This is a genomic window from Micromonospora sp. RV43 (assembly GCF_001029515.1).
Classification (GTDB): domain Bacteria; phylum Actinomycetota; class Actinomycetes; order Mycobacteriales; family Micromonosporaceae; genus Micromonospora; species Micromonospora aurantiaca.
Genome location: NZ_LEKG01000189.1, coordinates 1 through 24,342, shown reverse-complemented (window position 1 = coordinate 24,342; position 24,342 = coordinate 1). Strand labels below are relative to the sequence as shown.

Sequence of the window (24,342 nt, the reverse complement as noted above, 5' to 3'; positions counted from 1 at the left end):
GCCGCCGATGCCGCCCCGGCAGATGCCCGCCCAGCCCGGCCCGCCCGCCGACCGCTACGGCAACCGCTACGACGAGCCGACCGGCGCGTTCGCCGGTGGCTACGACGGCCCGCGCGGTGGCTACGACGGCCCCCGCGGCCCGGGTGGCCCCGGCCCGATGGGCCCGGGCGCGCCGATGGGGCACGGCGGCCCGCCGTCGCGCGGCCTTCCGCCCGGCCCTGGTGGCTACGGCCCGCCGGACAACGGCCCCGGCGGCTACGGCCCGCCGGACAGCGGTCCCGGTGGGTACGGTCCGCCGGACAACGGCCCGGGCGGCTACGGTCCCCCGGACAACGGCCCCGGTGGGTACGGCCAGGAGGAGCGCTTCGACGGGTTCGAGGCCGGCCGGCGTGCCCGTGCCGACATGACCGCCGAGATCCGCATGCCCGAGCGTGAGCTGCGCGGTCGTGGCCCCGGCGGTCCGCCGGCGCTGCCGCAGCAGGGTTACGGCGCACCGGAGCCCGGCTACGGCCCGCCGGACCCGGGTTACGGGCCGCCGGACCAGGGCTACGGCCCGGGCCCCTCGATGACCGGCCCGCCGCTCGTGAGCCCGCCGGTCGCCGGTCCGCCGATGGTGGGGCCGCCGATGGCCGGCCCGCCCGGCAGCGACCTGCACCGGGTCGACCAGATCCGGCGCAGCTTCCAGGCCCGGCGGTTCGGCAGCGGGTACGACCCGGACCAGGTCGACCGGTTCTTCGAGACGCTGCTCGGCGGTATGCAGGGGCGCAACCCGATGCCGGTGAACCCCAAGGAACTCGACACGCTGCGCTTCGGGCTGGTGCCCGGTGGCTACTTCGAGGCCGAGGTCGACGCCGCGCTCAAGGACGTGCAGGACATCCTGCTCGGCCGCTGACCCCGGCTCCCGAGACGACGAAGGGCCCGCCCCCCGGTGAGGGGGCGGGGCCCTTCGCGCACTACCGTGGGCGCCGCGCGTCAGGACCGCAGGCCGTTGCGGCGCAGCACGGCGTCGCCGATGACGATGGCGATCAGCAGTCCGGCGATCCCGAACAGCCAGATGTGCTCCACCCGGCCCTCCTCGATCCCGCAGAGCGCCATCAGTACCAAAGCCACCGCCGACAGCACCGCACCGATCCGTCCGGACTTGCGGTGTCCGGGCTTGTGCTGATCTGGCGCGGTTACCGGCTCGTCTCCTGCCACTGTCGGTCCTTCCCTCGCGATCGGATCTCCGATCAGTCTGGCACGGCCCGAACCGGGCCCGGCGCAGGGTCCGACCTCCTGTGCCGGGGATGACCCGGGCGGGCGACAGCGGGCGGGCGGCACGGCCCGGGTCGTTGGTCCCGTACCGGTGGGGGCGGTTGGCCACTACCGGCGTCGCGGGACGGCGAGCACACTGCCTCCGGTAGCGTCTTGACGTACACCTTGATGCCTTTTTGAGGAGGACTGCGGTGCGAGTGACCGGTACGGGGCATGCCAGCATGCGGATCGACACGGCCGCGGGCAGCATCCTGTGCGACCCGTGGGTCAACCCCGCCTACTTCGCCTCGTGGTTCCCCTTCCCGGACAACTCCCTGCTCGACTGGGCGACCCTCGGCCAGGTCGACTACCTGTACGTGTCGCACCTGCACCGGGACCACTTCGACGCGAAGCACCTGCGTGACTTCGTGTCGAAGGACGCCACCGTCCTGCTGCCCGAGTTCCCCACCTCGGAGATGGAGGACGAGTTCCGGGAGCTGGGCTTCACCAAGTTCCTCAAGGCCCCGAACGAGCAGGTCGTGGAGCTGCCCGGCGGCCTGAAGATCATGATCCAGGCGCTGACCAGCCCGACCGACGGCCCGATCGGCGACTCCTCGCTCTGGGTCGAGTACGACGGCGTCCGGCTGCTCAACCAGAACGACGCCCGCCCGACCGACCTCAGCGTGTTCGCCGAGCTGGGCCACGTGCACGCGCACATGCTCCAGTTCTCCGGCGCGATCTGGTACCCGATGGTCTACGAGCTGCCGCAGGCGGCGAAGACCGCGTTCGGCAAGCAGAAGCGGGACCGGCAGTTCGACCGCACCTGGCGCTACATCGACGACCTGAAGGCCGACCACGTCTTCCCGATCGCCGGCCCGCCGTGCTTCCTCGACGACGAGCTGTGGCAGTTCAACGACATCTTCGGCGACGAGGGCAACATCTTCCCCGACCAGTCGGTGTTCCTCGCCGAGTACGCCAAGGTCGGCGGCACCAACGGCATCGTGTTGCTGCCGGGCAGCGTCTCGGAGATCACCACCGAGGGCGCGACCACCACCCACCCGGTGCCGGTGGAGGAGTTCTTCGCGAACAAGGTCGCCCACCTGGAGGAGATGCGGGAGCGCAAGCGCGGCGTCATCGAGGCCGAGAAGGCGTCCTGGCGGCACCCCGAGGTCGACGTGCTCGGCGAGATGAAGCGCCGGGTCGAGCCGCTGCTCGATGCGTCGATCTACCTGGCCAAGGGCGTCGGCGGGCCGGTCCGCTTCGACCTCGTCGGCTACGACGGCGAGAGCGTCGAATCCATCGTGGTGGACTTCCCCGGCAAGGAGGTCCGGCCGTACGCGGACGAGAAGGTCCGCTACCGGTTCCGTACCGAGCGGGCGCTGATCGAGCACCTGCTGCACATCGGCGAGGTGGACTGGGTCAACTCCCTCTTCCTGTCCTGCCGTTTCTCCGCGGCCCGCATCGGCCAGTACAACGAGTTCGTCTACGCCTTCTTCAAGTGCCTGTCCGAGGAGCGCCTCCAGTACGCCGAGGGCTGGTACGACGAGCACGAGCGGGCGGTCGACGCCGAGGACATCACGCTCGACGGCTGGGTGGTGCAGCGGCGCTGCCCGCACCTGAAGGCGGACTTGAGCCGGTTCGGCATCGTCGACGGCGACCAGCTCACCTGCCAGCTGCACGGCTGGAAGTTCGACCTGGCCAGCGGGCGCTGCCTGACCAGCGTCGGGCACAAGATCCGCGCGCACCGCGCCGACGCGGAGACCCCGGCGCCGGCCGGGGAAGCGGCCATCTGACGAGTTCCGCCCCGTCCGCCGTCCCCGGTACGCGACCATCTGTCGTGAGGGGGGCGGCGTGACGGGTGCGGACAGGGAACCGGCGTACCGGTTCGGGCGCGGCAACGAGATGGCGCGCGACGCCTCCCGGGTGGAGCCGTTCAGCGACGCGGTGATCGCCATCGTGCTCACCCTGATGGCCGTCGAGCTGCTGTCGTTCGACCCGGACACGCCGCAGGACGACGGGCTGCCGGCCGCCCTGCTGCACGAGTGGCGCGCCTACCTGGCGTACGTGATCACGTTCGCCATCGTCGGCCAGGTCTGGCTGACCCACCACAACATGTGGCGTTACGTCCGCCGGGTCGACCAGATGCTGCTGGTGCTGAACCTGCTGCTGCTGATGTTCGTGGCGGCGATCCCGTTCACCGCGGACCTGCTCGCGGACAACCTGCGCGGCACCGTCGGCGACCAGCGGCTGACCGCCGCGCTGTACGCGGGCGTGGTGCTCGGTGAGGCGCTGTTCTTCAACCTGAGCTGGTGGTGGGCGCGCCGCCGCGGGCTGCTGCAACCGGGCCTGGACCCGAGGCTGGCGCGGGCGGTGGCCCGCCGGTTCCGCCTCGGTCCGCTGCTCTACCTGGTGGCGTTCGCGATCGTGTTCGTCGACCCGGTGCTGAGCCTGCTGGCGTACCTGCTGCTGGTCGGCGTCTACCTGGTGCGCGGGCCGGGCGACCTCCCGCCCGCCGGCCAGGAGGCGCCCGAGACGCCGTGAGCGGTTGTTGAGGCGGTTGTTAAGAAGGGGCCCTTCCTCTACCGGAGGCGTTAATAAGGGGCCCTTCCTTACATCTCGGCGAGGATGCGGCGGGCCGCGTTGTGCCCGGCCGCGCCGATCACGCTGCCCGCCGGATGGCAGCCCGCGCTGCCCGCGTACACGCCGTCCACCCCCGTGGCGTACGGCATCCGGTCGGTGAACGACACCGTGTTGTCGACGTGGTGGATGTGCCCGCCGGTGATGCCGAAGTGCGCCTCGATGCCGGGCGGCGGCAGCGGCACCGCGTCCGCGACCAGGTCACCGGCGCCCGGGGCGTACCGCTCGCAGATCGCGATCAGCCGCTCCACGTAGCCGGGCAGCGCCGCCTCCCAGGTGGTGCCGGCCAGCTCGTAGGGGACCGACTGCACGAACAGGGCCGACGAGTGGTGCCCCGCGTCGTCGGACAGCGACGGGTCGACTGTGGTGTGCAGGTACCACTCGATCGTCGGCTCCTCCGGCAGCCGCCCGGCCCGCACGTCTGCCCACATGCCGCGCAGCGCCGCCATCGGCGACTCGCCGCCGTCGCCGACGAGTGAGGCCGAGCCGGGCAGCAGGTGGATGGTCGACCCGAACGGGCTCGGCGCGTCGTCCGGCAGGCAGGAGAAGCGCGGCAGCCCGGTCAGCGCCAGGTTGAGCTTGAGCGTGGTGCCGGGTCGGCGGACCGCCGCCATCCGCGCGCCCAGCTCGGCCGGGAGCGCGCCGTCGGGCAGCAGCTCCATCAGCCGGTACGGGTCACAGGCGCCGAGCACCACGGAGGCGTCCACCTCCCGCCCGTCGGCGAGCGTCACCCCGACGGCGGCGCCTCCGGCCAGCCGGATCGCTGTGACCGGCGTGTCGGCCACGATCCGCGCCCCGGCGCGCTCGGCGGCTTCGGCGAACGTGCGGGACACCGTGCCCATGCCGCCCCGGGTGATCATCCAGGTGCCGTCCGCGCCCGGCAGCCGGCACATGTTGTGCACCAGGAAGTTGTGACCCGTTCCGGGATCGTCCGGGCCGGCGTTGAGCCCGGACAGGCCGTCGGTGACCGCGTACATGCTGACCAGCAGTTCGGAGCGGAAGTCGAAGCGGGCCAGGTGGTCGGCCACCGAGCCGCGCACCAGGTCGACGAAGACCTGCCGCAGCGCGGGCCGCACGTAGCGTTCGGCGGTCTCCTCGACCGGCAGCGGCTCGGCCAGCCACGCCGGGGCGAGGTCCTCCCGCAGCTGGGCCAGCTCGGCGTGCAGCGCGTCGTCGGCGGCGACGTCGGCGGGGGAGAACATCTCCGCGAGCTGCCGCCGGCTCGCCGCCACGTCGCTGCCGGCCAGCAGGTACGGCGAGCCGAGCCCGCCCGGCGTGGGCAGGAAGTAGTGCGGGTCGCGGCGCAGCACCGGGATGGTCACGTCGAGCGTGGCCAGCAGCTCCGGCGGCATCAGCCCGAGCAGGTACGACCCGGTGGAGTGACGCAGTCCCGGCACCTTCGGGAACGGGTTCTCGGTGCGGGTCGCCCCGCCGATCACCGCTGACGCCTCCAGCACCAGCACGTCCAGGCCGGCGCGGGCCAGCAGGATCGCCGAGACCAGGCCGTTGTGTCCGGCGCCGACCACCACGACGTCGGCGCGGGACGGCAGCTCACTCGCGTCGCTCATGGAGTGCCGGCCGGGCATGCGCTCACGGCCCTCGCTTCGCTCGGTGCGTTCGCTCATGCCGCGGAGCGTAGCGGCGGGCCGTCCCGGACGGGAGGGTTCGCGGCGGGGCGCTACCGTTCCGGGCATGTCCCCGGCTGTTCAGATCGCGCTCGCGGTGGCGCTCGTCGTGGTGGTGCTCCTGCTCCTGCTCGTGCTGCGGCGCGACCGTCCCCGGGACCTGGTCGCCCCTGATCGCCCGGCCGGCGACGGGCAGGCCGAGGTGCTCCGGCTGGCCCGCGCGGGGCGTACGGTCGAGGCGGTCAAGGTGCTGCGCGAGCAGACCGGGCTGTCGCTGCTGGACGCGAAGCGGGCGGTGGACGCGCTGGCGGCCGGCGGATCCTGGCCGCCCGGCCCTCCGGCGCCCGGAAAGGGCGTCGACGAGGCGGTGCGGGCCGAGGCCGCGCGGCTGTTGTACCGGGGCAAGAAGATCCAGGCGATCAAGGTGGTACGGGAGCACACGCACATGTCGCTCGCCGACGCGAAGCGGTACGTCGAGGGCCTCTGACGGCCGGACGGCAGTCACCGGGCGTTCACCCTATAGTGGCAGTTGTCGATGCATTTCCGTCCTACCGTCGACGGGACACCCACCGCCTCCGGGAGGTAATCCCCGATGGATCGTCGTACCGTCCTGCGTGCCACAGCCGCCGGTGGCGCCGCCGCTCTCGCCGGTGGTCTCTGGGCCGCCGCTGCCGCCCCGGCCCAGCCCGCCCAGCCCGGCCCCGGCCCGTACGGCGACCTCCTGGCCGCCGACGCCAACGGCCTCCAGTTGCCGGCCGGCTTCACCGGCCGGGTGATCGCGCGTTCCGGGCAGCGCGTCGCCGGCACCTCGTACACCTGGCACCCGGCGCCCGACGGCGGCGCCTGCTTCCCGGCCGGCGACGGCTGGATCTACGTCTCCAACTCGGAGGTGCCGCTCGTCGGCGGCGCCTCGGCGGTGCGGTTCGCCGCCGACGGCGCGATCGCCGCCGCGTACCGGATCCTCGGCGGCACGAACGTCAACTGCGCCGGTGGCCCGACTCCGTGGGGGACGTGGCTGTCCTGCGAGGAGGTGCCGCTGGGCCGGGTCTTCGAGACCTGGCCGGAGGGCGGCCGGTCCGGCGAGGAGCGGACCCGGATGGGCCGCTTCAAGCACGAGGCGGCGGCCTGCGACCCGGTGCGGCGGGTGGTCTACCTGACCGAGGACGAGGGGGACGGCTGCTTCTACCGGTTCGTCCCGGACACCTGGGGCGACCTGCGCACCGGCCGGGTGCAGGTGCTCTGCGCCCCGGACGGCCAGGTGACCGGGCCGGTGACCTGGCGGGACCTGCCGGACCGCGACGGGTTCCCGGTGCCCACCCGCTACCAGGTGGGCGCGGCGCAGACGTTCGACGGCGGCGAGGGCTGCTGGTACGCCGACGACACCTGCTGGTTCACCACCAAGGGCGACAACCGGGTGTGGGCGTACGACGCGGTGAACCAGCGGCTCGACCTCGCGTACGACGACTCGCTGGTGCCGGCCGGGGCCGCGCCGCTGACCGGCGTCGACAACATCACCGGCACCGCGGGAGGCGACCTCTACGTGGCCGAGGACGGCGGCAACATGGAGATCAACGTGATCACGCCGGCCGGTGTGGTGACCCCGTTCCTGCGGCTGCTCGGGCAGTCCGGGTCGGAGCTGACCGGGCCGGCGTTCTCGCCGGACGGCAGCCGCCTCTACTTCTCCTCGCAGCGCGGCACCAGCGGCGCCCGGGCCGGGACCGGCGGCATCACGTACGAGGTGCGCGGCCCGTTCCGACGCTGACCCGCAGCCGTCAGGCGCGGGCCGCCACCCGGGCGGCCCGCCACCGGCTCGCCGCGAGCGTCGCGGAGTAGCCGGACAACACGATCACGTGGAACAGGTACAGCCAGAGCAGCACCGCCACGCCGCCGCCGATCTCGTCGAAGCCGCCGAACGGCACGCCCAGGTCCAGCGGCAGCGAGCAGAACAGCACGAAGCCGTGCAGGAAGCCGGACAGGTTCGCCGCGGTGAACGAGCCCAGGGCCACTGTGGCGAGCCAGTCCGGGGAAGCCGGGCCGACCACCCGGAACACCCAGATCAGCACCGGTGTGAGCACCAGCCACACCGCCAGGAACGACAGCACCACGCCGAGCGCGCCGACCCAGCCGCCCTGGCGTACCAGCCGGGTGGTCAGCGGCAGCCCGAGCAGGATCGACAGCAGCAGCGCCGGGGCCGGCGCCAGCAGCGGGGTCAGCCCCAGACCGGCCTCGACGAGCGCGGCCGCCGCCCGGTGGGCGCCGATCTCGGTGGGCAGCGTGTCGATCGCGTACCCGGTCAGCCGCCGCACCCGGTCCGCCCCGGCGAGCAGCCCGGTCAGCCAGATCGCCAGCAACGCGACCGGCACCACGGCGATCGCGCCGTAGAAGGTGATCGCGGCGGCGTGCAGCGACAGGTCCCGGCCGCGGACCGGCCGGAACGCCGCCGCTGTGATCCGCTTGGTCCGTTCCCACCCGTCGCCCATCGCCCTCTCGTTCCCCGTACGCCCCCGCGCCACGCATTACGATCCGGCGGCATGACGATCGCCACGACTGACCGGCTGGTGCTCCGGGACTGGACCGAGTCGCCGGACGACCTGGCCCGGATCTACGACATCTACTCCCGGGACGAGGTGATGCGCTGGCTGGGCGGCGGCAAGGGGCGGATGACCGACCCGTCCGAGGCGCGCGAGCGGGTCCGGATGTGGCACGAACGCTGGACGCCGTACGGCGGCCGGTGGGGCCTGTGGGCGATCGAGCCGCGCGACGGTGGGCCGGTGGCGGGGAGCATCCTGCTCAAACCGCTGCCGGGACGCGACGGCGTCACCCTGACCGACGACATCGAGGTCGGCTGGCACCTGCACCCCGACGCCCAGGGCCGTGGCTACGCCACCGAGGCGGCCCGCGCGGTGCTGGAGCGCGAGTTCGCCGCCGGAACCCCGAGGGTGTACGCGGTGGTGATGGCCGGGAACGACCCGTCGATGGCGGTGGCCCGGCGCCTCGGCATGACGCACGCGGGTGTGCGCACCGACTGGTACGGCGGCGTCGAACTGGAGACCTTCGTCCTGGAGCGCCCCGCCTGACCGTTCGGCGGAGCTGCCCCCGCCCCGGCGATCATGAGGTTGGCGGCGACAAATCGGACCGCCGACGCCGCCAACCTCATGATCAACGGGAGTGGCGGTGGGGACGGACAACGTGTGCGAGCAGGGCGGATCGGGGCAGCGCCGCTAGGTGAGGGGTAGCACGACTACCCGCTGAGGGGGTGAGCCCGATGGTCCAGGCCGCATTCGCGCCCGAGCCGGCACCGCAGCCCGCCGAGCCGTCGTTCGACGTGCTCCGCTGGTACGACGAGCCCTGGACCGCGCAGCTCGCTCTCGATCTCCTGCCGGAGACCAACGGCCCGAAGGTCGAGTTCCGCGTCGACCCGGCCGACCTGCTCGACGAGGAGGCGCCGCAGGCGTGATCGACACCGGCTCGCCGAAGTGGCGGCATCGCGGCAACCCTGATGCCGCCACCTCGGCGAAGTGGAGTCGATCATGCCGCCGGGCACTCCGGGACGAACCGGGGTGAGGCGCTGGGGAACAATGGTCCGGTGACCACTCCCCGAGATCTCGTGCTGCTCGGCTCGACCGGCTCGATCGGCACCCAGGCCATCGACATCGTCAAGCGCAACCCGGACCGCTTCCGGGTGGTGGCCCTCGGCGCGGGTGGCGGCAACGTGGAGTTGCTCGCCGCGCAGGCGCTGGAGCTGGGCGTGGAGGCGGTCGGCGTGGCCCGCGCGTCCGCCGCGCAGGATCTTCAGCTCGCGTTCTACGCCGAGGCGAGCCGGCGTGGCTGGGCCACCGGCGACTTCAAGCTGCCCAAGATCGTGGCCGGGCCGGACGCGATGACCGAGCTGGCGCAGTGGCCGTGCGACGTGGTGCTCAACGGCGTGGTCGGCTCGCTGGGCCTGCCGCCGACGCTGGCCGCGCTGCACGCCGGTCGTACCCTCGCGCTTGCCAACAAGGAGTCCCTGGTGGCCGGCGGCCCGCTGGTCAAGGCCGCCGTCTCGCGACCGGGGCAGATCGTCCCGGTCGATTCCGAACACTCGGCGCTGGCGCAGTGCCTGCGCGGCGGCGCCCGGGGCGAGGTGCGGCGGCTGGTGGTCACCGCCAGCGGCGGCCCGTTCCGGGGGCGGCGGCGCGACGAGCTGACCGCCGTGACGCCGGAGCAGGCGCTGGCGCACCCGACCTGGAACATGGGCCCGGTCGTCACGATCAACTCCGCCACGATGGTCAACAAGGCGCTGGAGGTGATCGAGGCGCACGAGCTGTTCGACGTGCCGTACGCCGACATCGAGGTGATGGTCCACCCGCAGTCGGTGATCCACTCGATGGTCGAGTTCACCGACGGGTCCACGCTCGCCCAGGCCAGCCCGCCGGACATGCGACTGCCCATCGCGCTGGGTATCGGCTGGCCGGACCGCGTACCCGGCGCCGCCGCGGCTGTCGACTGGACCACCGCCCACACGTGGGAGTTCTTCCCGCTCGACGACGCGGCGTTCCCGGCTGTCGCGCTGGCCAAGGCGGCGGGGGAGGCCGGGCGCTGCCGCCCGGCGATCTACAACGCGGCGAACGAGGAGTGCGTGGCCGCGTTCGTCGCGGGCCGGCTGCCGTTCCTCGGCATCGTCGACACCCTCCAGCGGGTGCTGGAGGACGCTCCCGATTTCGACGAACCAGGTACCGTCGAGGACGTGCTCGCCGCCGAGTCGTGGGCACGGGCGCACGCCCAGGAGATCATCGTCGGGTCGGTGGAAGGAGCTCGATGAGCTATCTGCTCGGGGTGGTGCTGTTCGCCCTGGCGATCCTCATCTCGGTGAGCCTGCACGAGGCGGGGCACATGCTCACCGCCAAGGCGTTCGGGATGAAGGTCACCCGCTACTTCGTCGGCTTCGGCCCGACGCTCTGGTCGTTCAAGCGGGGCGAGACCGAGTACGGCATCAAGGGCATCCCGCTCGGCGGCTTCTGCAAGATCGTCGGCATGACACCGCAGGACGACGACGTCGAGCCGGGGGACGAGAAGCGCGCCATGTGGCGCTACCCGGTGTGGAAGCGGACGATCGTGATGTCCGCGGGCTCGATCACCCACTTCGCCCTGGCCCTGATCGCGCTCTGGATCATCGCGGTGTCGGTGGGGCTGCCGAACCCGAAGTTCCCCAGCACCGAGGCCGGCTTCCGGGCCGAGCCGGCGGTGATCGCCATCGCGCCGTGCGTGGTGGTGGAGAACGCGGCCCGCGCCTGCGAGTCCGGCGACCCGGCCAGCCCGGCCGAGAAGGCCCAGCTCAAGGACGGCGACCGGATCACCGCGGTGAACGGCGAGCCGGTCTCCACCTGGGGCGACATGCTCGACGTGGTCCGGGCCACCCCGCCCGGCACGGCCACCGTCGCCTACGTCCGTGACGGCAAGCCGGCCGAGGCGCGGGTCGACCTGGCCTCGGTGCAGCGTCCGCCGCTGGGCGACCCGAAGGGCGCCGCCTCGGCGGTCTCCGCGCTCGGCGTGGCGCTCTCGCCCAGCACCCCGACCCGGGTCGAGTACGGCCCGGTCGCCGCGTTCGGCGCCACCGCCGACTTCACCGGCACCATGGCCGTGCAGACCGCGCACGCCATGCAGCGCATCCCGCAGAAGGTGCCCGCGTTGTGGAACGCGATCACCGGCGGCGAGCGCGACGTGGACACCCCGATCAGCGTGGTCGGCGCCAGCCGGCTCGGCGGCGAGGCCGTGGAGAACAACGCCTGGCTGGTGTTCTTCATGCTGTTCGTGTCGCTGAACTTCTTCATCGGCGTGTTCAACCTGCTGCCGCTGCTCCCGCTGGACGGCGGCCACATCGCCATCGCCTGGTTCGAACGGGCGCGGTCCTGGCTCTACGCACGCATCGGCCGCGCCGATCCGGGCCGCGTCGACTACCTCAAACTCATGCCGTTCACGTACGCGGTGATCCTGATCGGCGGCGCGTTCACGCTGCTCACAGTCACCGCTGATGTCATCAACCCCATCACGCTCTTCTCAAGGTGAGTGCCTGAAGTGACCGCTGTCAGTCTCGGTATGCCCCCCGTACCGCCGCCGCCGCTGGCCCCGCGCCGGGCCAGCCGCCAGATCATGGTCGGTTCGGTGCCGGTCGGTGGTGGCGCGCCGGTCTCGGTGCAGTCCATGACCACCACCCTCACCGCCGACGTCAACGCCACGCTCCAGCAGATCGCCGAGCTGACCGCGTCCGGCTGCCAGATCGTCCGGGTCGCCGTGCCGTCGCAGGACGACGTGGAGGCGCTGCCCGCGATCGCCAGGAAGTCGCAGATCCCGGTGATCGCCGACATCCACTTCCAGCCGAAGTACGTCTTCGCGGCGATCGACGCCGGCTGCGCCGCGGTCCGGGTGAACCCGGGCAACATCCGGCAGTTCGACGACAAGGTCAAGGAGATCGCGCGGGCCGCCGGCGACGCGGGCGTGCCGATCCGGATCGGCGTCAACGCCGGCTCGCTGGACAAGCGCCTGCTGGCCAAGTACGGCAAGGCCACCGCCGAGGCCCTGGTGGAGTCGGCGCTGTGGGAGTGCTCGCTGTTCGAGGAGCACGGCTTCCGGGACATCAAGATCTCGGTGAAGCACAACGATCCGGTGGTGATGATCCGCGCGTACCGGCTGCTGGCCGAGAAGTGCGACTACCCGCTGCACCTCGGTGTCACCGAGGCCGGCCCGGCGTTCCAGGGCACGATCAAGTCGGCGGTGGCGTTCGGCGCGCTGCTGGCCGAGGGGATCGGCGACACCATCCGGGTCTCGCTGTCCGCCCCGCCGGTCGAGGAGATCAAGGTCGGCAACGCGATCCTGGAGTCGCTGGGCCTGCGCGAGCGCGGCCTGGAGATCGTCTCCTGCCCGTCCTGCGGGCGGGCGCAGGTCGACGTCTACAAGCTGGCCGAGGAGGTCACCGCCGGGCTGGAGGGCCTGCCGGTGCCGCTGCGTGTCGCGGTCATGGGCTGCGTGGTGAACGGTCCGGGCGAGGCCCGCGAGGCCGACCTGGGTGTGGCCTCGGGCAACGGCAAGGGCCAGATCTTCGTCAAGGGCAAGGTCGTCAAGACCGTGCCCGAGGCGCAGATCGTGGAGACGCTGATCGAGGAGGCGCTGCGGATCGCCGACGAGATGGGCGCCGAGATTCCCGAGGAACTGCGTGACCTGGTGCCGGGCGGCGCCACTGTCACAGTGCACTGATCTGCTTTTCGCGTCGTCGTGCGGCCGTCCCCGGCAGGGGGCGGCCGCACGCGCCGTCTCAGGGCCGGGGCACGGCGGCGAAGGGGGAGAGGGTGAACCAGCCGGGCGCGGCGCGCCGCAACGCCTCCGGTCCGGCCACCTCCACCGCGCCGCCGCGCAGCGCCGCGGCCCACTCCAGGTCGCCCATCCAGACCTGGACCAGGGCGCGCAGGTCCGCCGTGACGGTCACCGTCACGTCGTGCCCGGGGTCGCTGTCGCAGACGTCGGCCTCGCCCGCGGCGATCACCATCCACCAGTCGCGCTGCGTCGTGGGCACGTCCCGGAAGCGGAACCGCACGACGGTACGCCCCGGCGGAACAGCGTCATGGTCGACGTGGCGGTGCATGTCCCACAGCAGCAGCTTCGGGTCCAGGTCGGCGTCGCCCAGCTCGCCGATCCAGCGCACGCCCCAGGCGCCGAGCGCCTCCACCACGGGCCGCAGCTCGCGTCCGGCGGCGGTCGGGACGTAGCGCACGTCGGCGCCGTCGACCCGCCGCTCCACCACCCCGGCGCGGACGAGCTGGTGCAGCCGGCGGGACAGCAGCGTGGGTGACATCCGGGGCAGGCCCCGGCGCAGCTCGTTGAATCGTTCCGAGCCGCTGACCAGCTCCCGGACCACGAGCAGGGTCCACCGCTCGTCGAGCAGTTCCATGGCCTTCGCCACGGGGCAGAACTGGTGGTAGGAGGCCCCCATGGCGGGCACGCTACGCCCGGCCCGCCACCCCGGCCAGCGCCCTGTCGGGAGCGGTACAGATCTCGTACTGGGGGCCGGGTCGTCCGCTGCCTAGCGTCCTGTGCAGGGACGACAGGTGAGGAGCGACCGATGATCGAGGAACGGGAACAGGACGCCGCGGTGAAGGCCCGGCACCGCGCGATGTGGGCGATGGGGGACTATGCGGCCGTGGCCGCGCAGGTGATCCCGGAGCTGGGGGCGACGCTGGTCCGGGCCGCCGGGGTGGCGCCGGGCATGCGGGTGCTGGACGTGGCGGCCGGGACCGGCAACGCGGCTCTGCCCGCGGCCCGGGTCGGTGCGGAGGTGGTGGCCGGCGACCTCACCCCGGAGTTGCTGGCGATCGGGCGGGCGGAGGCCGAGCGGGAGGGCTTGACGCTGACCTGGGAGGAGGCGGACGCGGAGGCGCTGCCGTACGCGGACGCCGCGTTCGACGCGGTGCTGTCGTGTGTGGGCGTGATGTTCGCGCCCCGGCACCGGGCCGCAGCCGACGAGGTGCTGCGGGTGTGCCGGCCGGGCGGGACGATCGGGCTGGTCAACTGGACTCCGGAGGGCTTCGTGGGCCAGTTGTTCGCGGCCATGCGGCCGTACGTGCCGCCACCGCCGCCGGGCGCGCAGCCGCCCCCGCTCTGGGGCGACGAGGACCATGTCCGGGAGTTGTTCGGCGACCGGGTCGACGCGTTCACGTCGGCGCGTGACGCCGTGGTGGTGGACCGGTTCGCCACGCCGGGGGAGTTCCGGGAGTTCTTCGCGACCCGTTACGGGCCCACTGTGGCGGTCTACCGGGCGAACGCCGGCGATCCGGAGCGTACGGCCGGGCTCGACCGGGCTCTGACCGACCTGGCCGCCCGGCACCTGGACGGTGGCGTGATGCGCTGGGAGTACCTGCTCGTCACCGCGCGCCGCGCCTGACGGCACGCCGGTCGTCGTCCGGCCGGCGTGCCGTTCCGGCGGCGGTGCTCACTCGGACTCGGCGAGGATGGCGTAGAGCTTGCGCCGGGTCTCGTCGAGCACCTGGGCGGCACGGGCGCGCTGGTCGTCGGTGCCGGTGGTCATGACCTGCCGCAGCGCCTGCATGGCCTGCGCCCCGGCGTCGCGGATGTCGTGCCAGCTGTTGACGGTCTGCTCGGCGAACTCCGCCCAGGGCGGGGCCTGCGCCGCGCCGGCCGCCTCGGCCTGGCCCGCCTCGGTCAGCGCGAACCGCTTGCGCCCGCCCTCGGAGTCGGGGGCCGTCGCGATGAGCCCCTCGTCCTCCAGCAGTTGCAGCGTCGGGTAGATCGAGCCGGGGCTGGGCCGCCAGGCCNCCCCGCCGGTGCGGGAGTCGATCTCCTGGATCATCTCGTAGCCGTGCATCGGCCGTTCGGTGAGCAGGGCCAGCACGGCCCCGCGCACGTTCGGCCGCCGGCCGCGTCCGCGCCCGCCCCGGCCCCGCCCGTGGCCGTGGGGTCCGGGGGAGAAGGGCGGCGGACCCGGGGGTACGGGCGGGAAGCCGAAACCGCCACGGCGGCGCATCTCGTCGTGCATGGCGTGCATGCGTCGATGGAAACCCATCAGGGCTCTCCTTCTGTCGTCGTATCACTGATGCATCAACGATATATCGGCAATGCATCGCCGACAAGACGTCACGTAAACCGGGCTGCAAACCGTACGTACGTACTGTTAGGGTGCCGGTGTGCGCCTGCTTCCCGAACCGGGCCCGTCCCGGACCCTCGCCCTCTCCACGCTCGTCAACACCGTCGGGCGGGGCACCTGGCTCACCGCCAGCGCGCTGTTCCTCACCCGGTCGGTCGGGCTCTCGGTGACCCAGGTCGGTGTGGCGCTCACGCTCACCGCGCTGGTCAGCCTGGTGGCGAGCACGCCGATGGGCTACCTCGCCGACCGCCTCGGCCCGCGCGGGCTCCAGATGGCCGCGTTGCTCGGCTCGGCCGGGTGCACGGCCGCGCTGGTCTCCGTGCGCTCGTTCACCGGCTTCCTGGTCGTCGGCGTGCTGATGGCGGTCGCCGACGCGGGCACCCGGGGCGCCCGCGGTGCGCTGATCGCCGGCGCCGTCCCACCCGACCAGCGGGTCCGTACCCGCGCCTACCTGCGCGCTGTCACCAACGTCGGGATCTCGGTGGGCACGGTGCTGGCCGGGTTCGCGCTCGCCGCCGACACCCGCGGCGCGTACGTCACGCTGATCCTGCTCGACGCCGCCACGTACGTGCTGGCGGCGGCGGTGCTGCTGCGGCTCCCGCCGGTGCCGCCGATGCCCGCCCCGGCGCACGGGCCGCGGCTGATCGCGCTGCGGGACCGCCCGTTCCTCGCCTTCACCGTCCTGGACGGGCTCATGTCCATGCACTTCTCGCTGATCAACATCGCGCTGCCGCTGTGGATCGCCGGGCACACCACAGCGCCGAACTGGCTGATCTCCGTCTGCCTGCTCGTCAACACCGTGGTGGTGATCCTGTTCCAGGTCCGCGCCTCGCGGGGCACCGAGGACCTGACCGGCGCGGGCCGGGCCGCCCGTCGGGCCGGTGTCCTGCTCGCTGTCGCCTGCGCGCTGTTCGCCGCAGGTGGCGGCGTGCCGGTCGCGGTCGCGGTGCCCCTGCTGCTGGCCGGTGCGCTGGTGCACGTCGTGGGGGAGCTGTGGCACGCGGCGGCCGGCTGGGGCATCTCCTTCGGCCTGGCCCCGGCGCACGCGCACGGGCAGTACCAGGGCGCGTACGGGATGGGCATGCAACTCGGCTCGATGGTCGCCCCGGTGGTCGTGACCACGCTCGCGATCGGCTGGGGCGTGCCCGGCTGGCTGGTGCTCGGCGTGGTGTTCCTGCTGCTCGGCGCAATGGTGCCGCCTGTGGTGCGATGGGCCGCCCGGACCCGGCCGCCCGCACCCGAACCGGTGCCGGTGCCGGCCGGCTGAGCGCCGTGCGGCAGGTGCCCGGTCGGCCCGCGCACGCCGGGGTGGATCTGGCAGGCTGGTAGCCGTGCTCACCATGCCGGTACGCCAACTGGGGGAGTCGGAGCGCCGCGCGGTCGAGCGGCTGCTCGACCTCGACCCGTACGCCGGCGCGCAGGTCGCCGAGCGGGTGGCGGCACGCGGGCTGGCCTGGTGGCGGGCCGAGGCGCGGATCCTCGGGTACGGCTCCCGCCGGCACCTGGAGTCGATCTGCTGGCTGGGCGGCAACCTGACCCCGGTGCTCGCGTCCGAGTCGGCGGTGACCGCGTTCGCCGACCAGTTGAGCGCCGAGGAGCGGCTCTGTTCCTCGATCGTCGGCCGCGCCGACGCGGTGCTCGGGCTCTGGGACCGCCTCTCCGCGCACTGGGGGCCGGCTCGGGACGTACGCCCGAACCAGCCGCTGCTGGCGACGGACGCGCTGCCCGCCGTGGCGCCCGACCCGCACGTGCGGCGGGTGCGCGGCAGCGAGGTCGACCTGCTGTTCCCGGCGGCGGTGGCGATGTACACCGAGGAGGTCGGGGTGTCGCCGCTGGCCGAGGACGGCGGGCGCGGCTACCGGCGGCGGGTGACCGAGCTGGTGCGCGCCGGCCGCGCCTACGCCCGTTTCGTCGACGGGCGGGTGGTCTTCAAGGCGGAGCTGGCAGTGGTGACCCGCCGGACCGCGCAGGTGCAGGGCGTCTGGGTGGCGCCCGAGTGGCGCGGCCGGGGCATCGCCGCCGCCGCGATGGCGGCAGTGGTCCGCGACGCGCTGGAACGGGTCGCGCCCACAGTGAGCCTGTACGTCAACGACTTCAACCTGCCCGCCCGCCGGGTCTACGAGCGCTGCGGCTTCCGCCCGGTCGGCACGCTCGCCACAGTGCTGTTCTGAGGATCACTCCCGCCAGACGTCCCGAACCGGACACCCGGCGCTATGCTGGTCATGTTTTTATACTGACTAGTCAGTTCGGAATTCGGGGTCCTGATGAACATCGTCGAGGCCGTCGGCCTGGGTCTGCGCACCCGCCGGGGCTGGGTCTACCGGGACGTCGACCTCACCGCCGCGAGCGGTGAGCTGCACGCCGTCACCGGCCCGCCCGGCAGCGGGCGCACCTCGCTGCTGCTCGCGCTGGCCGGGCGCTTCCCGCACAACCACGGCGAGCTGCGCCGCCGCGGCCCGGCCGCGCTCGGCCAGGTGGCGGGCGTGCACGAGCCCGACCCGACGCTCACCGTCGCCGAGCACATCACCGAACGCCTGCTGCTGCTCGGGCCGGTGCCACGCCGCCGGCGCCGGCTGGTCCCGGTGGCCGCGGTCCGGGCCCGCCGGGCCTACCGCCGCGACGCCTACGCCGCAGCCATCGCCGGCGCCGGACTCACCGACGCGCCCCTGGACCCCGACCGGTACGGCCGCGACCTCACCCCGGTCGAACGGCAGGTGCTCGGGCTCGTGCTCGCCAGCCTCGGCGGCCCCAGCCTGATCGTCGCCGACGACGTGGACGCCGGCGCCGACCGCCCCGAGCGGGAGTGGATGTGGGGCGCGCTGGAACGCCTCGCCGACCAGGGGTACGCGGTGGTCGCCAGCGCCCGCGCCGTCGAACCCGGGGTGGCCGCCACCGTGCACCGCATCGGCGACCCGGCCCTGCCCGTCCCCGCCCTGACCGTGCCCACCGAGGTGTCCGCATGAGCGTCCTGCGACTGGCCCTGTTCGAGCTGCGCCGGATGACCCGGGGCCGGCTGCCGCGCGCCGCCCTGGCAGTGCTCACCATCGTCCCGCTGCTCTACGGCGCCCTCTACCTGTACGCGTTCTGGGATCCCTACGGGAAGATGGACCGGATCCCGGTCGCGCTTGTCAACGCCGACCGCCCGGCCACCGCCGGTGACGGCAGCGAGGTGCACGCCGGCCGCGACCTCACCGAGAAGCTGCTCGACCGCAAGGTGTTCGGCTGGACCGTGACCGACCAGGCCGACGCCACCAAGGGGCTGCGCGACGGGCGCTACCACCTGGTCTTCTCCATCCCGGAGGACTTCTCCGCCACGCTCGCCGCCGGCCCGGAACCGGACCGCCCGGCCCGGCAGGGCGAGCTGAAGGTCGTCAACGACGACGCCACCAACTACCTCTCCGGGCTGCTCGCCCGGTCGGCGTTCAGCGAGATCCGGGCGGCCGCCGCGCAGAGCACCGCTGCCACGTACTTCGACAAGATGCTGATCGGCTTCACCGACGCCAAGGCCGAGACCGGCCGCGCCGCCGACGGCGCCGGGAAGATCGCCGACGGGCTCGGCAGCTCCCAGCAGGGCGCGGGAAAGATCGCCGACGGGCTCGGTGACGCCGAGGACGGCGCCGGTCAGCTCGCCGGTGGACTCAACCAGTCGGTCCAGGGCGCGGACAAGCTCGCCAACGGCCTCGACCAGCTGCGGACCGGCGCCGCCCAGCTCGCCGACGGCGCCGGGCGCGCCGCCACCGAGACCAAGGCCGCGGCCGCGACCGTGAACGCCGCCGCCGACAGGTACGAGCCGGTGCTGCGCCGCAACGCCGACAAGATCGAGAAGGCGGCCACGCTCGTCGCCGACGGCGCGCAGCAGCTCGCCGCCGGGCTGGACGCGCTACCCGGCAAGGCCGCCGAGGTGGTCGCGACCGCCGAGGAGGTCAGCGACCGGCTCGACGCGGTCGCGAAGGAACACCCCGAACTGGCCGACGACCCGGACTTCGCCGCCGCCCGCAAGGCCGCCGACCGGGCCGCCACGCAGGCCCGCTCAGTGGTGGCCGCGCTGGACAAGACCGACATGGCCACGTTGCGCAAGCAGATGACCGACGTGGCGAAGACCGCCCGCGAGGTGGCCGCCGCCGCGCCGCACCTCGCCGACGACGTCGCCTCCGCCCGCGCGAAGGTCAACGAGCTGGCCGGTGGGCTCACCACGCTGGCGCAGGGCAGCGCCAAGCTCCGCGACGGGCTGGGCGACGCGTCGACCGGCGCCGACCAGTTGCGCGGCGGCCTCTACCGGCTCGCCACCGGCGCCCGCCAGCTCGACGGCGGCCTGGCCCAGCTCGGCAGCGGCAGCAACCGCCTGGTCGACGGGCTGACCCGGCTGGAGGGCGGCGCCGGCGACCTCGCCGACGGGCTCGCCGCCGGGGAGCGGAAACTACCCGGGTACGACGACGCGGCCACCCGCGCCGGCGTGCTCGGCGACCCGGTCGGCCTGATCCGCGACTCGCAGAACCCGGCCGGCTCGTACGGCGTGGGCTTCGCCCCGTACTTCCTGTCGCTGGCGCTCTGGGTCGGCGCGATGATCACGTACATGCTGTTGCGGCCGGTCAACCGGCGGCACGTGATGTCAGGCGCGCCCGGCTGGCGGGTCGTGCTCGCCGGGTGGCTCCCGGCCGCGGGCATCGGCCTGGCCCAGGTCACTGTGCTCTACACGGTGGTGACGCTCGGGCTCGGGCTCGACCCGCGGCACGGACCGGCCACGTTCGGTCTGCTCGCCCTCACCTCGCTGGCGTTCACCGCGATCATGCAACTGCTCGGCGTGGCGCTCGGCCCGGCCGGGCGGCTGGCCGCGCTGGCGCTGCTGATGCTCCAGCTCACCTCGTCCGGCGGCACCTACCCGGTGCAGACCTCGCCCGGCTTCTTCCAGGCGATCCACCCCTGGCTGCCGATGACGTACGTGGTGGACGGCCTGCGGCACACCGTCAACGGCGGTACGACCGCCCCGGTGGTCACCGCCGCGCTGGTGCTGCTCGCGTTCGGGCTGGGCGCCATGGCGCTCACCGTCGGCGCGACCCGCCGGTCCCGCCGCCTGACCCCGGCCAAGCTGCACCCCGAACTGACCATGTGAGGATGAGCCGGTGACGGACGGACGGACGCGCCGGCGCGAGGACACCCGCCAGCGGCTCTTCGTGGCGGCGGTGGACCTCATCGCCGAGCAGGGCTTCTCGGCCACCACTGTGGACGACATCGCGGCCCGCGCCGGTGTGGCCAAGGGGACCGTCTACTACAACTTCGAGTCCAAGACCGTCCTGTTCGAGGAGCTGCTGCGGCACGGCATCGGCCTGCTCACCGCCGAGTTCCGGGCCGCCGTCGACGGGCTGCCGCCGCTGGAGGCGCTCGGCGCGCTGGTCCGCGCCCAGCTGGAGTACATCCGCCGCTACCGCGCCTTCGCCCAGCTCCTGCTCTCGGAGATGTGGCGGACCAACAGGGAGTGGCAGCAGACGCTGCGGCTGCTGCGCGGCGAGGCCGTCGCGGTGATCGCCGACACGGTGAAGGCCGGCGTGGACAGCGGCGACCTGCCCGCCGACCTGGACGTGCGTACCGCCAGTTCGGCGCTGTTCGGCGTCGGGCTGGTGGTAGCAGTGGACTGGCTGGTCTTCTCGCCGGAGCGGCCGATCGACGAGGTGCAGGAGTCGCTGCTCGGCATCGTCCGGCGGGTCGCCCGGACCTGACCAGCGGTCGGTAATTCGGTTGATTCCGGGCCGCCGGAAGGGTGAGGGTGAGGGCACCGCCCCCACCGATCCGAGTCCGGAGGACCTTCCATGCGCCTGCTCCGAGATCTCTGGGCCACGGCGCCCCGGCGGATGACGGCGGTCCTGCTGCTGATCGTGCTCGGCGCCGCCGGCCAGGCGGCCGCCTCCGCGCTGGCCGGGCCGGTGCTGGTGCACCGCTCGTCCGGGTGGTTCGTCGCGCTCGCGGTGGCGCTCGTCGCCGCTGTCGTCACCGACCTGCTGATCGGCCTGATCATGGCCCGGCTCACCGCCGACTGGTCGGCCGACGTGCGGCGGCGGCTCTGCCGGGTCGCGCTCGGCCAGGACCTGCCCACCCTGGAGACCACGCCGGTCGGCGAGCTGCTCGACCGGATCGACAACGACGTCTACCAGGTCGCCGCCGAGATGCGGAACACCGGCGTACGGCTGGCGCAGGGCCTCGCGGTCTGTGTCCTCGCGACGGTGAGCGCGCTGATCGTCTGGTGGCCCGCCGGTGTCGGCATGATCGTGCTCACCTCCCTGCTCGCGGTGACGCTGCGCCGCCCGACCGCCCGGATCGCCCCGGCCCGGATGGCCGAGGAGGAGGCGTGGTCCGACCTCGCCGCAGTGATGGAGGAGGCGGTGCACGGGCAGGACGACGTGCGCACCAGCCTCGCCCGGCCGTACGTGCTGCGTCTCTACGCCCGCCGCGCGGCCGAGGTGATCGCCCGGTGCGGCCGGGTGTTCCGGCTCTCCGCGCGGGTCACCGCGGTCGCCGCCGGTGCGGTCGGGCTCGGCGTCGCGGGCGTGGTGCTGGGCGGCGCGTGGGCGCTGTCCACCGGCCGGGTGGACGCCGCGCGGCTCACCGCGATCTGGCTGCTGGCCGTCGCGTTCGGCGCGACCGTCGAGCAGATCGCCCGCTGGGTGCCGCACCTGCAACAGGCGTTCGGCGCCTGGGGCCGGGTGCAACTGCTCGCCGGATCGCCGCAGGAGCCGGACGGCGGCGACGCCCCGGTCGACGGCGACCTGACCGTGCGCGGGCTCACCTACCGCTACCCGTCCGGCGGGGACGACCGCGGTCCGGCGCTGCGCGACGTCCACCTCGACTTCGTCCGCGGGCGCTCGTACGCGCTCGTCGGGCGGACCGGCTCGGGCAAGTCGACGCTGGCCAAGGTGCTCACCCGGGCGGTGGAGGTACCGCGCGGCACGGTGTTCCTCGGCGGCACCGACCTGGTCGACCTGGACGTGGAGGAACTGCGCCGGTGGATCGCCGTGGTGCCGCAGCGCACCGAGATCCTGGCCGGCACGCTCGCCGAGAACGTGGCGCTGTTCGATCCGGAGCTGCTGGACGCGGCCGAGCGGGCGCTGGCCGAACTGGGCCTGGCCGGCTGGATCGCCGAACTGCCCGACGGCGTGCACACCCGGCTCGGCGACGGCGGCTACGTGCTCTCCGCCGGGCAGGAACAACTCGTCGCGTTCGCCCGCATCCTGGTCCGCGACCCGCACGTGGTGATCCTCGACGAGGCCACCGCGCGGCTCGACCCGGTCACCGAGAACCGCGTACGAGAGGCCACCGAACGGCTGCTCACCGACCGGATCGGCATCGTCATCGCGCACCGGCTCTCCTCGGTGCGCCGCTGCGACGAGGTGGTCGTGATGGCCGACGGCGCGGTGCTGGAGGCCGGCCCGCTGCGCGAGTCGGCCCGCTTCGCCGAGCTGCTCGCCACCAGCCACGCCGGGGCGTACGCCGGGGTGGGCGCCCGGCGCGGCGGTGTGGACCTGCTCGACGCGCCCGCCTGGGACGACGCGCCCGCCACACCGGCCCCGCCCTCGACGCGGCCGGCCGCCGTGCCGCGCACCGACCCGCCACCGGCGCCGCCCTCGCCGCCCGCGCGGACCATGCGGGAGATCTTCCGGCTGGGCACCAACGATCCGCGGTACGGCCTGCTCTCGGTCGGCCTGTTCGTCGTGATGACGGTGCTCGGTCTGGACGGCGCGGTGCTGCCCTGGCTCTGGGCCGACCTGGTCGGCGGCGGCGACCCGTGGCTGCCGGCGCTGGGCATCGTGGCCGCGCTGCTGGTGGTGCTGCCGCTGCCGTACCTGACGAACCTGTGGTTCCCGCAGTGGTGGATCCGGCAGATGCTGCGGATCAGCGCCCGGCTGGTGCACGGGCAGACCGGCGCGCGCCGGGTCAGCGGGCACACCCCGGCCGAGGTGGTGGCCCAGGGCGGCGACACCGACCGGGTGGTGCACCTGGCCGACAACCTGATGGACCAGTTCATCTCGCTGGTCATCGTGGTCGCCATGACGCTGGTGACGGGCAGTCTCGTACCGGCGATGTTCTTCGTCGGCACGATGGTGGTGTCCGGGCTGGCGGCGACGCTGTTCGGGCCGCGGCTGGAACGCACGGCCGCAGGCACGGTGAAGGCGCGCGCCGCGTTCGCCACCGCGCTGGTGTCCGCGCTGTCCGCCGCCCGTACGGTGAAGCTGGCCGGCGCCACCCGCCCGGTGCTGCGCCACCTCGCCCGGCTGGACGAGGTACGCAGCGAGCGGCAGCGACGCGAGATCGCCATGCAGGTGTGGGCCCGGTCCACCCCGTCGGTCGCCAGCGGCCTGCTGCCGATCGGCGCGTGGGCGCTCTACCTGGCCGGTGAGCTGTCGGCGGGTGCCACGCTGGTGGCCGTGTCCACCCTGGGCGCGGCCCGCTGGTTCGCGTGGACCACCGCGTCGCTGGTGTCGCAGTACCCGTCGGCGCGGGTGTGGACCAAGCGGACGGTGGCGATGACCGGCGAGGCCGTGTACGCGGCGCCGGTGCCCGGCCTCGATCTGGTCGCGGGCACCGCGCCCGCGCCCGAGCCGCCGCCCCGGCATCCGCTGCGCCGCCTGGAGCTGTCCGGCTTCGGCGCGCTGCACTCCGACGGCACGCTCGCCGTCCGCGACGTCGACCTGGTGGTCGAGCGCGGGCAACTGGTGCTGGTCGTCGGCCCGGTCGGGTCCGGCAAGTCGTCGCTGCTGCGCGCGCTCGCCGGGATCGTGCACCACGTCGGCGAGCTGCGCTGGAACGGTGACCCGGTCACCGAGCCGGAGATGTTCCTGCGCCCCAACCAGGTCGGGTACGTGGGCCAGCTACCCCGGGTGCTCTCCGGCACGGTGGCCGACAACATCGCGCTCGGCCACCAGGTGGACGCCGCCGGAGCGGTCTCGACCGCCCAGCTCGAACACGACCTGGCCGCGGCCGGGGGCGGGCTCGGGCTGCTGATCGGGCACAAGGGAACCCGGTTGTCCGGTGGTCAGCTCCAGCGGCTGGCGCTGGCCCGGGCGCTCGCGCCGCGTACCGAGCTGCTGGTGGCCGACGACGTGTCGTCGGCCACGGGCCTGAGCAGCCCAAGGAAGCCCGGGAGGGGTCAGGTCGAGCCTGACCCCTCCCGGGGCTTCCGCTACTCCTGGCGGGCACGGAGCTGGTCGAGCTGGGCCTGGAGCTGGT

Annotated in this window: 22 protein-coding genes and 1 pseudogene; 17 read left to right on the top strand and 6 right to left on the bottom strand. The window is 73.5% G+C overall.

Annotation, left to right across the window (positions count from 1 at the left end):
• Positions 1-892 (top strand): hypothetical protein (locus ABD52_RS31660; protein ID WP_047894163.1); only part of this gene is annotated, 892 nt, incomplete at its 5' end.
• 80 nt (positions 893-972) lie between these two features.
• Here the strand turns inward: ABD52_RS31660 and ABD52_RS31655 are convergent.
• Entirely contained in the window at positions 973-1,197 is a 225-nt protein-coding gene (locus tag ABD52_RS31655) for a hypothetical protein (RefSeq protein ID WP_013284612.1), read from the bottom strand.
• 248 nt (positions 1,198-1,445) lie between these two features.
• Here ABD52_RS31655 and ABD52_RS31650 point away from each other — a divergent pair, with 248 nt between their 5' ends.
• Both ABD52_RS31650 and ABD52_RS31645 read left to right on the top strand, forming a co-directional pair.
• A complete protein-coding gene (locus tag ABD52_RS31650; RefSeq protein ID WP_047894159.1) occupies positions 1,446-3,026 on the top strand; it encodes a Rieske 2Fe-2S domain-containing protein in 1,581 nt (526 codons plus the stop codon).
• 109 nt (positions 3,027-3,135) lie between these two features.
• Positions 3,136-3,774: a TMEM175 family protein gene (locus ABD52_RS31645; protein ID WP_047894162.1), complete on the top strand. Its 639-nt coding sequence runs from the start codon at positions 3,136-3,138 to the stop codon at positions 3,772-3,774.
• A 68-nt stretch (positions 3,775-3,842) separates the two neighbouring features.
• Here the strand turns inward: ABD52_RS31645 and ABD52_RS31640 are convergent, their stop codons facing one another.
• Positions 3,843-5,438: an NAD(P)/FAD-dependent oxidoreductase gene (locus tag ABD52_RS31640; protein WP_047894161.1), complete on the bottom strand. Its 1,596-nt coding sequence runs from the start codon at positions 5,436-5,438 to the stop codon at positions 3,843-3,845.
• A gap of 124 nt (positions 5,439-5,562) precedes the next feature.
• On the opposite strand from ABD52_RS31640, the gene ABD52_RS31635 reads away from it, so the two are divergent.
• Positions 5,563-5,982, top strand: coding sequence for a hypothetical protein (locus ABD52_RS31635; protein ID WP_047894158.1), 420 nt, complete (start codon positions 5,563-5,565; stop codon positions 5,980-5,982).
• A gap of 105 nt (positions 5,983-6,087) precedes the next feature.
• On the top strand, positions 6,088-7,257 hold the full coding sequence (locus tag ABD52_RS31630; RefSeq protein ID WP_047894157.1) for an alkaline phosphatase PhoX: 1,170 nt from the start codon (positions 6,088-6,090) through the stop codon (positions 7,255-7,257).
• Positions 7,258-7,267: 10 nt separating this feature from the next.
• Here ABD52_RS31630 and ABD52_RS31625 read toward each other — a convergent pair whose 3' ends face one another.
• Entirely contained in the window at positions 7,268-7,975 is a 708-nt protein-coding gene (locus ABD52_RS31625; protein ID WP_047894156.1) for a ribonuclease BN, read from the bottom strand.
• Between the two features lie 51 nt (positions 7,976-8,026).
• On the opposite strand from ABD52_RS31625, the gene ABD52_RS31620 reads away from it, so the two are divergent.
• From ABD52_RS31620 to ispG, 5 genes are all read left to right on the top strand, one after another.
• Positions 8,027-8,572 carry a GNAT family N-acetyltransferase gene (locus ABD52_RS31620; protein WP_047894155.1) on the top strand — a complete coding sequence of 182 codons (546 nt, stop codon included), beginning with the start codon at positions 8,027-8,029 and terminating at the stop codon, positions 8,570-8,572.
• 188 nt (positions 8,573-8,760) lie between these two features.
• Complete coding sequence (locus ABD52_RS31615; protein WP_047894154.1) at positions 8,761-8,952, top strand: hypothetical protein; 192 nt, start codon at positions 8,761-8,763, stop codon at positions 8,950-8,952.
• 129 nt (positions 8,953-9,081) lie between these two features.
• Positions 9,082-10,296, top strand: coding sequence for a 1-deoxy-D-xylulose-5-phosphate reductoisomerase (gene dxr / locus ABD52_RS31610; protein WP_047894153.1), 1,215 nt, complete (start codon positions 9,082-9,084; stop codon positions 10,294-10,296).
• Positions 10,293-11,540, top strand: coding sequence for an RIP metalloprotease (locus ABD52_RS31605; RefSeq protein ID WP_047894152.1), 1,248 nt, complete (start codon positions 10,293-10,295; stop codon positions 11,538-11,540). The genes dxr and ABD52_RS31605 overlap by 4 nt, the downstream gene beginning before the upstream one ends.
• Positions 11,541-11,549: 9 nt before the next feature.
• Positions 11,550-12,725, top strand: coding sequence for a flavodoxin-dependent (E)-4-hydroxy-3-methylbut-2-enyl-diphosphate synthase (gene ispG, locus ABD52_RS31600; protein WP_047894151.1), 1,176 nt, complete (start codon positions 11,550-11,552; stop codon positions 12,723-12,725).
• Positions 12,726-12,783: 58 nt separating this feature from the next.
• Here the strand turns inward: ispG and ABD52_RS31595 are convergent, their stop codons facing one another.
• Entirely contained in the window at positions 12,784-13,458 is a 675-nt protein-coding gene (locus ABD52_RS31595) for a helix-turn-helix domain-containing protein (protein ID WP_013474404.1), read from the bottom strand.
• A gap of 129 nt (positions 13,459-13,587) precedes the next feature.
• On the opposite strand from ABD52_RS31595, the gene ABD52_RS31590 reads away from it, so the two are divergent.
• Complete coding sequence (locus tag ABD52_RS31590) at positions 13,588-14,406, top strand: class I SAM-dependent methyltransferase (RefSeq protein WP_047894150.1); 819 nt, start codon at positions 13,588-13,590, stop codon at positions 14,404-14,406.
• A gap of 48 nt (positions 14,407-14,454) precedes the next feature.
• Here the strand turns inward: ABD52_RS31590 and ABD52_RS41145 are convergent.
• Both ABD52_RS41145 and ABD52_RS41140 read right to left on the bottom strand, forming a co-directional pair.
• Positions 14,455-14,797, bottom strand: a pseudogene (locus ABD52_RS41145) (PadR family transcriptional regulator); the annotation flags it as partial.
• A 1-nt stretch (position 14,798) separates the two neighbouring features.
• Positions 14,799-15,045 (bottom strand): PadR family transcriptional regulator (locus ABD52_RS41140; protein WP_235437617.1); only part of this gene is annotated, 247 nt, incomplete at its 3' end.
• A 121-nt stretch (positions 15,046-15,166) separates the two neighbouring features.
• Between ABD52_RS41140 and ABD52_RS31580 the strand changes: the two genes are divergently transcribed.
• The 6 genes from ABD52_RS31580 to ABD52_RS31555 all read left to right on the top strand — a co-directional run.
• Complete coding sequence (locus ABD52_RS31580; protein ID WP_047894148.1) at positions 15,167-16,393, top strand: MFS transporter; 1,227 nt, start codon at positions 15,167-15,169, stop codon at positions 16,391-16,393.
• Positions 16,394-16,457: 64 nt separating this feature from the next.
• A complete protein-coding gene (locus ABD52_RS31575) occupies positions 16,458-17,297 on the top strand; it encodes a DUF4081 domain-containing GNAT family N-acetyltransferase (protein WP_030269880.1) in 840 nt (279 codons plus the stop codon).
• A 93-nt stretch (positions 17,298-17,390) separates the two neighbouring features.
• Positions 17,391-18,089 (top strand): ATP-binding cassette domain-containing protein, encoded by a 699-nt coding sequence (locus tag ABD52_RS31570; RefSeq protein WP_047894147.1) that lies wholly within the window; start codon positions 17,391-17,393, stop codon positions 18,087-18,089.
• Positions 18,086-20,236 (top strand): YhgE/Pip family protein, encoded by a 2,151-nt coding sequence (locus tag ABD52_RS31565; RefSeq protein WP_047894146.1) that lies wholly within the window; start codon positions 18,086-18,088, stop codon positions 20,234-20,236. Before ABD52_RS31570 ends, ABD52_RS31565 begins: the two co-directional genes overlap by 4 nt.
• Positions 20,237-20,246: 10 nt before the next feature.
• Positions 20,247-20,840 carry a TetR/AcrR family transcriptional regulator gene (locus tag ABD52_RS31560; protein ID WP_013284631.1) on the top strand — a complete coding sequence of 198 codons (594 nt, stop codon included), beginning with the start codon at positions 20,247-20,249 and terminating at the stop codon, positions 20,838-20,840.
• A gap of 90 nt (positions 20,841-20,930) precedes the next feature.
• The coding region (locus ABD52_RS31555; RefSeq protein WP_235437616.1) for an ABC transporter ATP-binding protein at positions 20,931-24,342 on the top strand (3,412 nt) is incomplete at its 3' end.

What these genes read in the sequence shown, in the direction of transcription:
- ABD52_RS31615 (WP_047894154.1), top strand. Translation starts at nt 8,761, where the DNA reads ATGGTCCAGGCCGCATTCGCGCCCGAGCCGGCACCGCAGCCCGCCGAG.
- ABD52_RS31565 (WP_047894146.1), top strand. Translation starts at nt 18,086, where the DNA reads ATGAGCGTCCTGCGACTGGCCCTGTTCGAGCTGCGCCGGATGACCCGG.
- ABD52_RS31640 (WP_047894161.1), bottom strand. Translation starts at nt 5,438, where the DNA reads ATGAGCGACGCGAGTGAGCTGCCGTCCCGCGCCGACGTCGTGGTGGTC.
- ABD52_RS31605 (WP_047894152.1), top strand. Translation starts at nt 10,293, where the DNA reads ATGAGCTATCTGCTCGGGGTGGTGCTGTTCGCCCTGGCGATCCTCATC.
- ABD52_RS31625 (WP_047894156.1), bottom strand. Translation starts at nt 7,975, where the DNA reads ATGGGCGACGGGTGGGAACGGACCAAGCGGATCACAGCGGCGGCGTTC.
- ABD52_RS31590 (WP_047894150.1), top strand. Translation starts at nt 13,588, where the DNA reads ATGATCGAGGAACGGGAACAGGACGCCGCGGTGAAGGCCCGGCACCGC.
- ABD52_RS31570 (WP_047894147.1), top strand. Translation starts at nt 17,391, where the DNA reads ATGAACATCGTCGAGGCCGTCGGCCTGGGTCTGCGCACCCGCCGGGGC.
- ABD52_RS31630 (WP_047894157.1), top strand. Translation starts at nt 6,088, where the DNA reads ATGGATCGTCGTACCGTCCTGCGTGCCACAGCCGCCGGTGGCGCCGCC.
- ABD52_RS31635 (WP_047894158.1), top strand. Translation starts at nt 5,563, where the DNA reads ATGTCCCCGGCTGTTCAGATCGCGCTCGCGGTGGCGCTCGTCGTGGTG.
- ABD52_RS31595 (WP_013474404.1), bottom strand. Translation starts at nt 13,458, where the DNA reads ATGGGGGCCTCCTACCACCAGTTCTGCCCCGTGGCGAAGGCCATGGAA.
- ABD52_RS31620 (WP_047894155.1), top strand. Translation starts at nt 8,027, where the DNA reads ATGACGATCGCCACGACTGACCGGCTGGTGCTCCGGGACTGGACCGAG.
- ABD52_RS31645 (WP_047894162.1), top strand. Translation starts at nt 3,136, where the DNA reads ATGGCGCGCGACGCCTCCCGGGTGGAGCCGTTCAGCGACGCGGTGATC.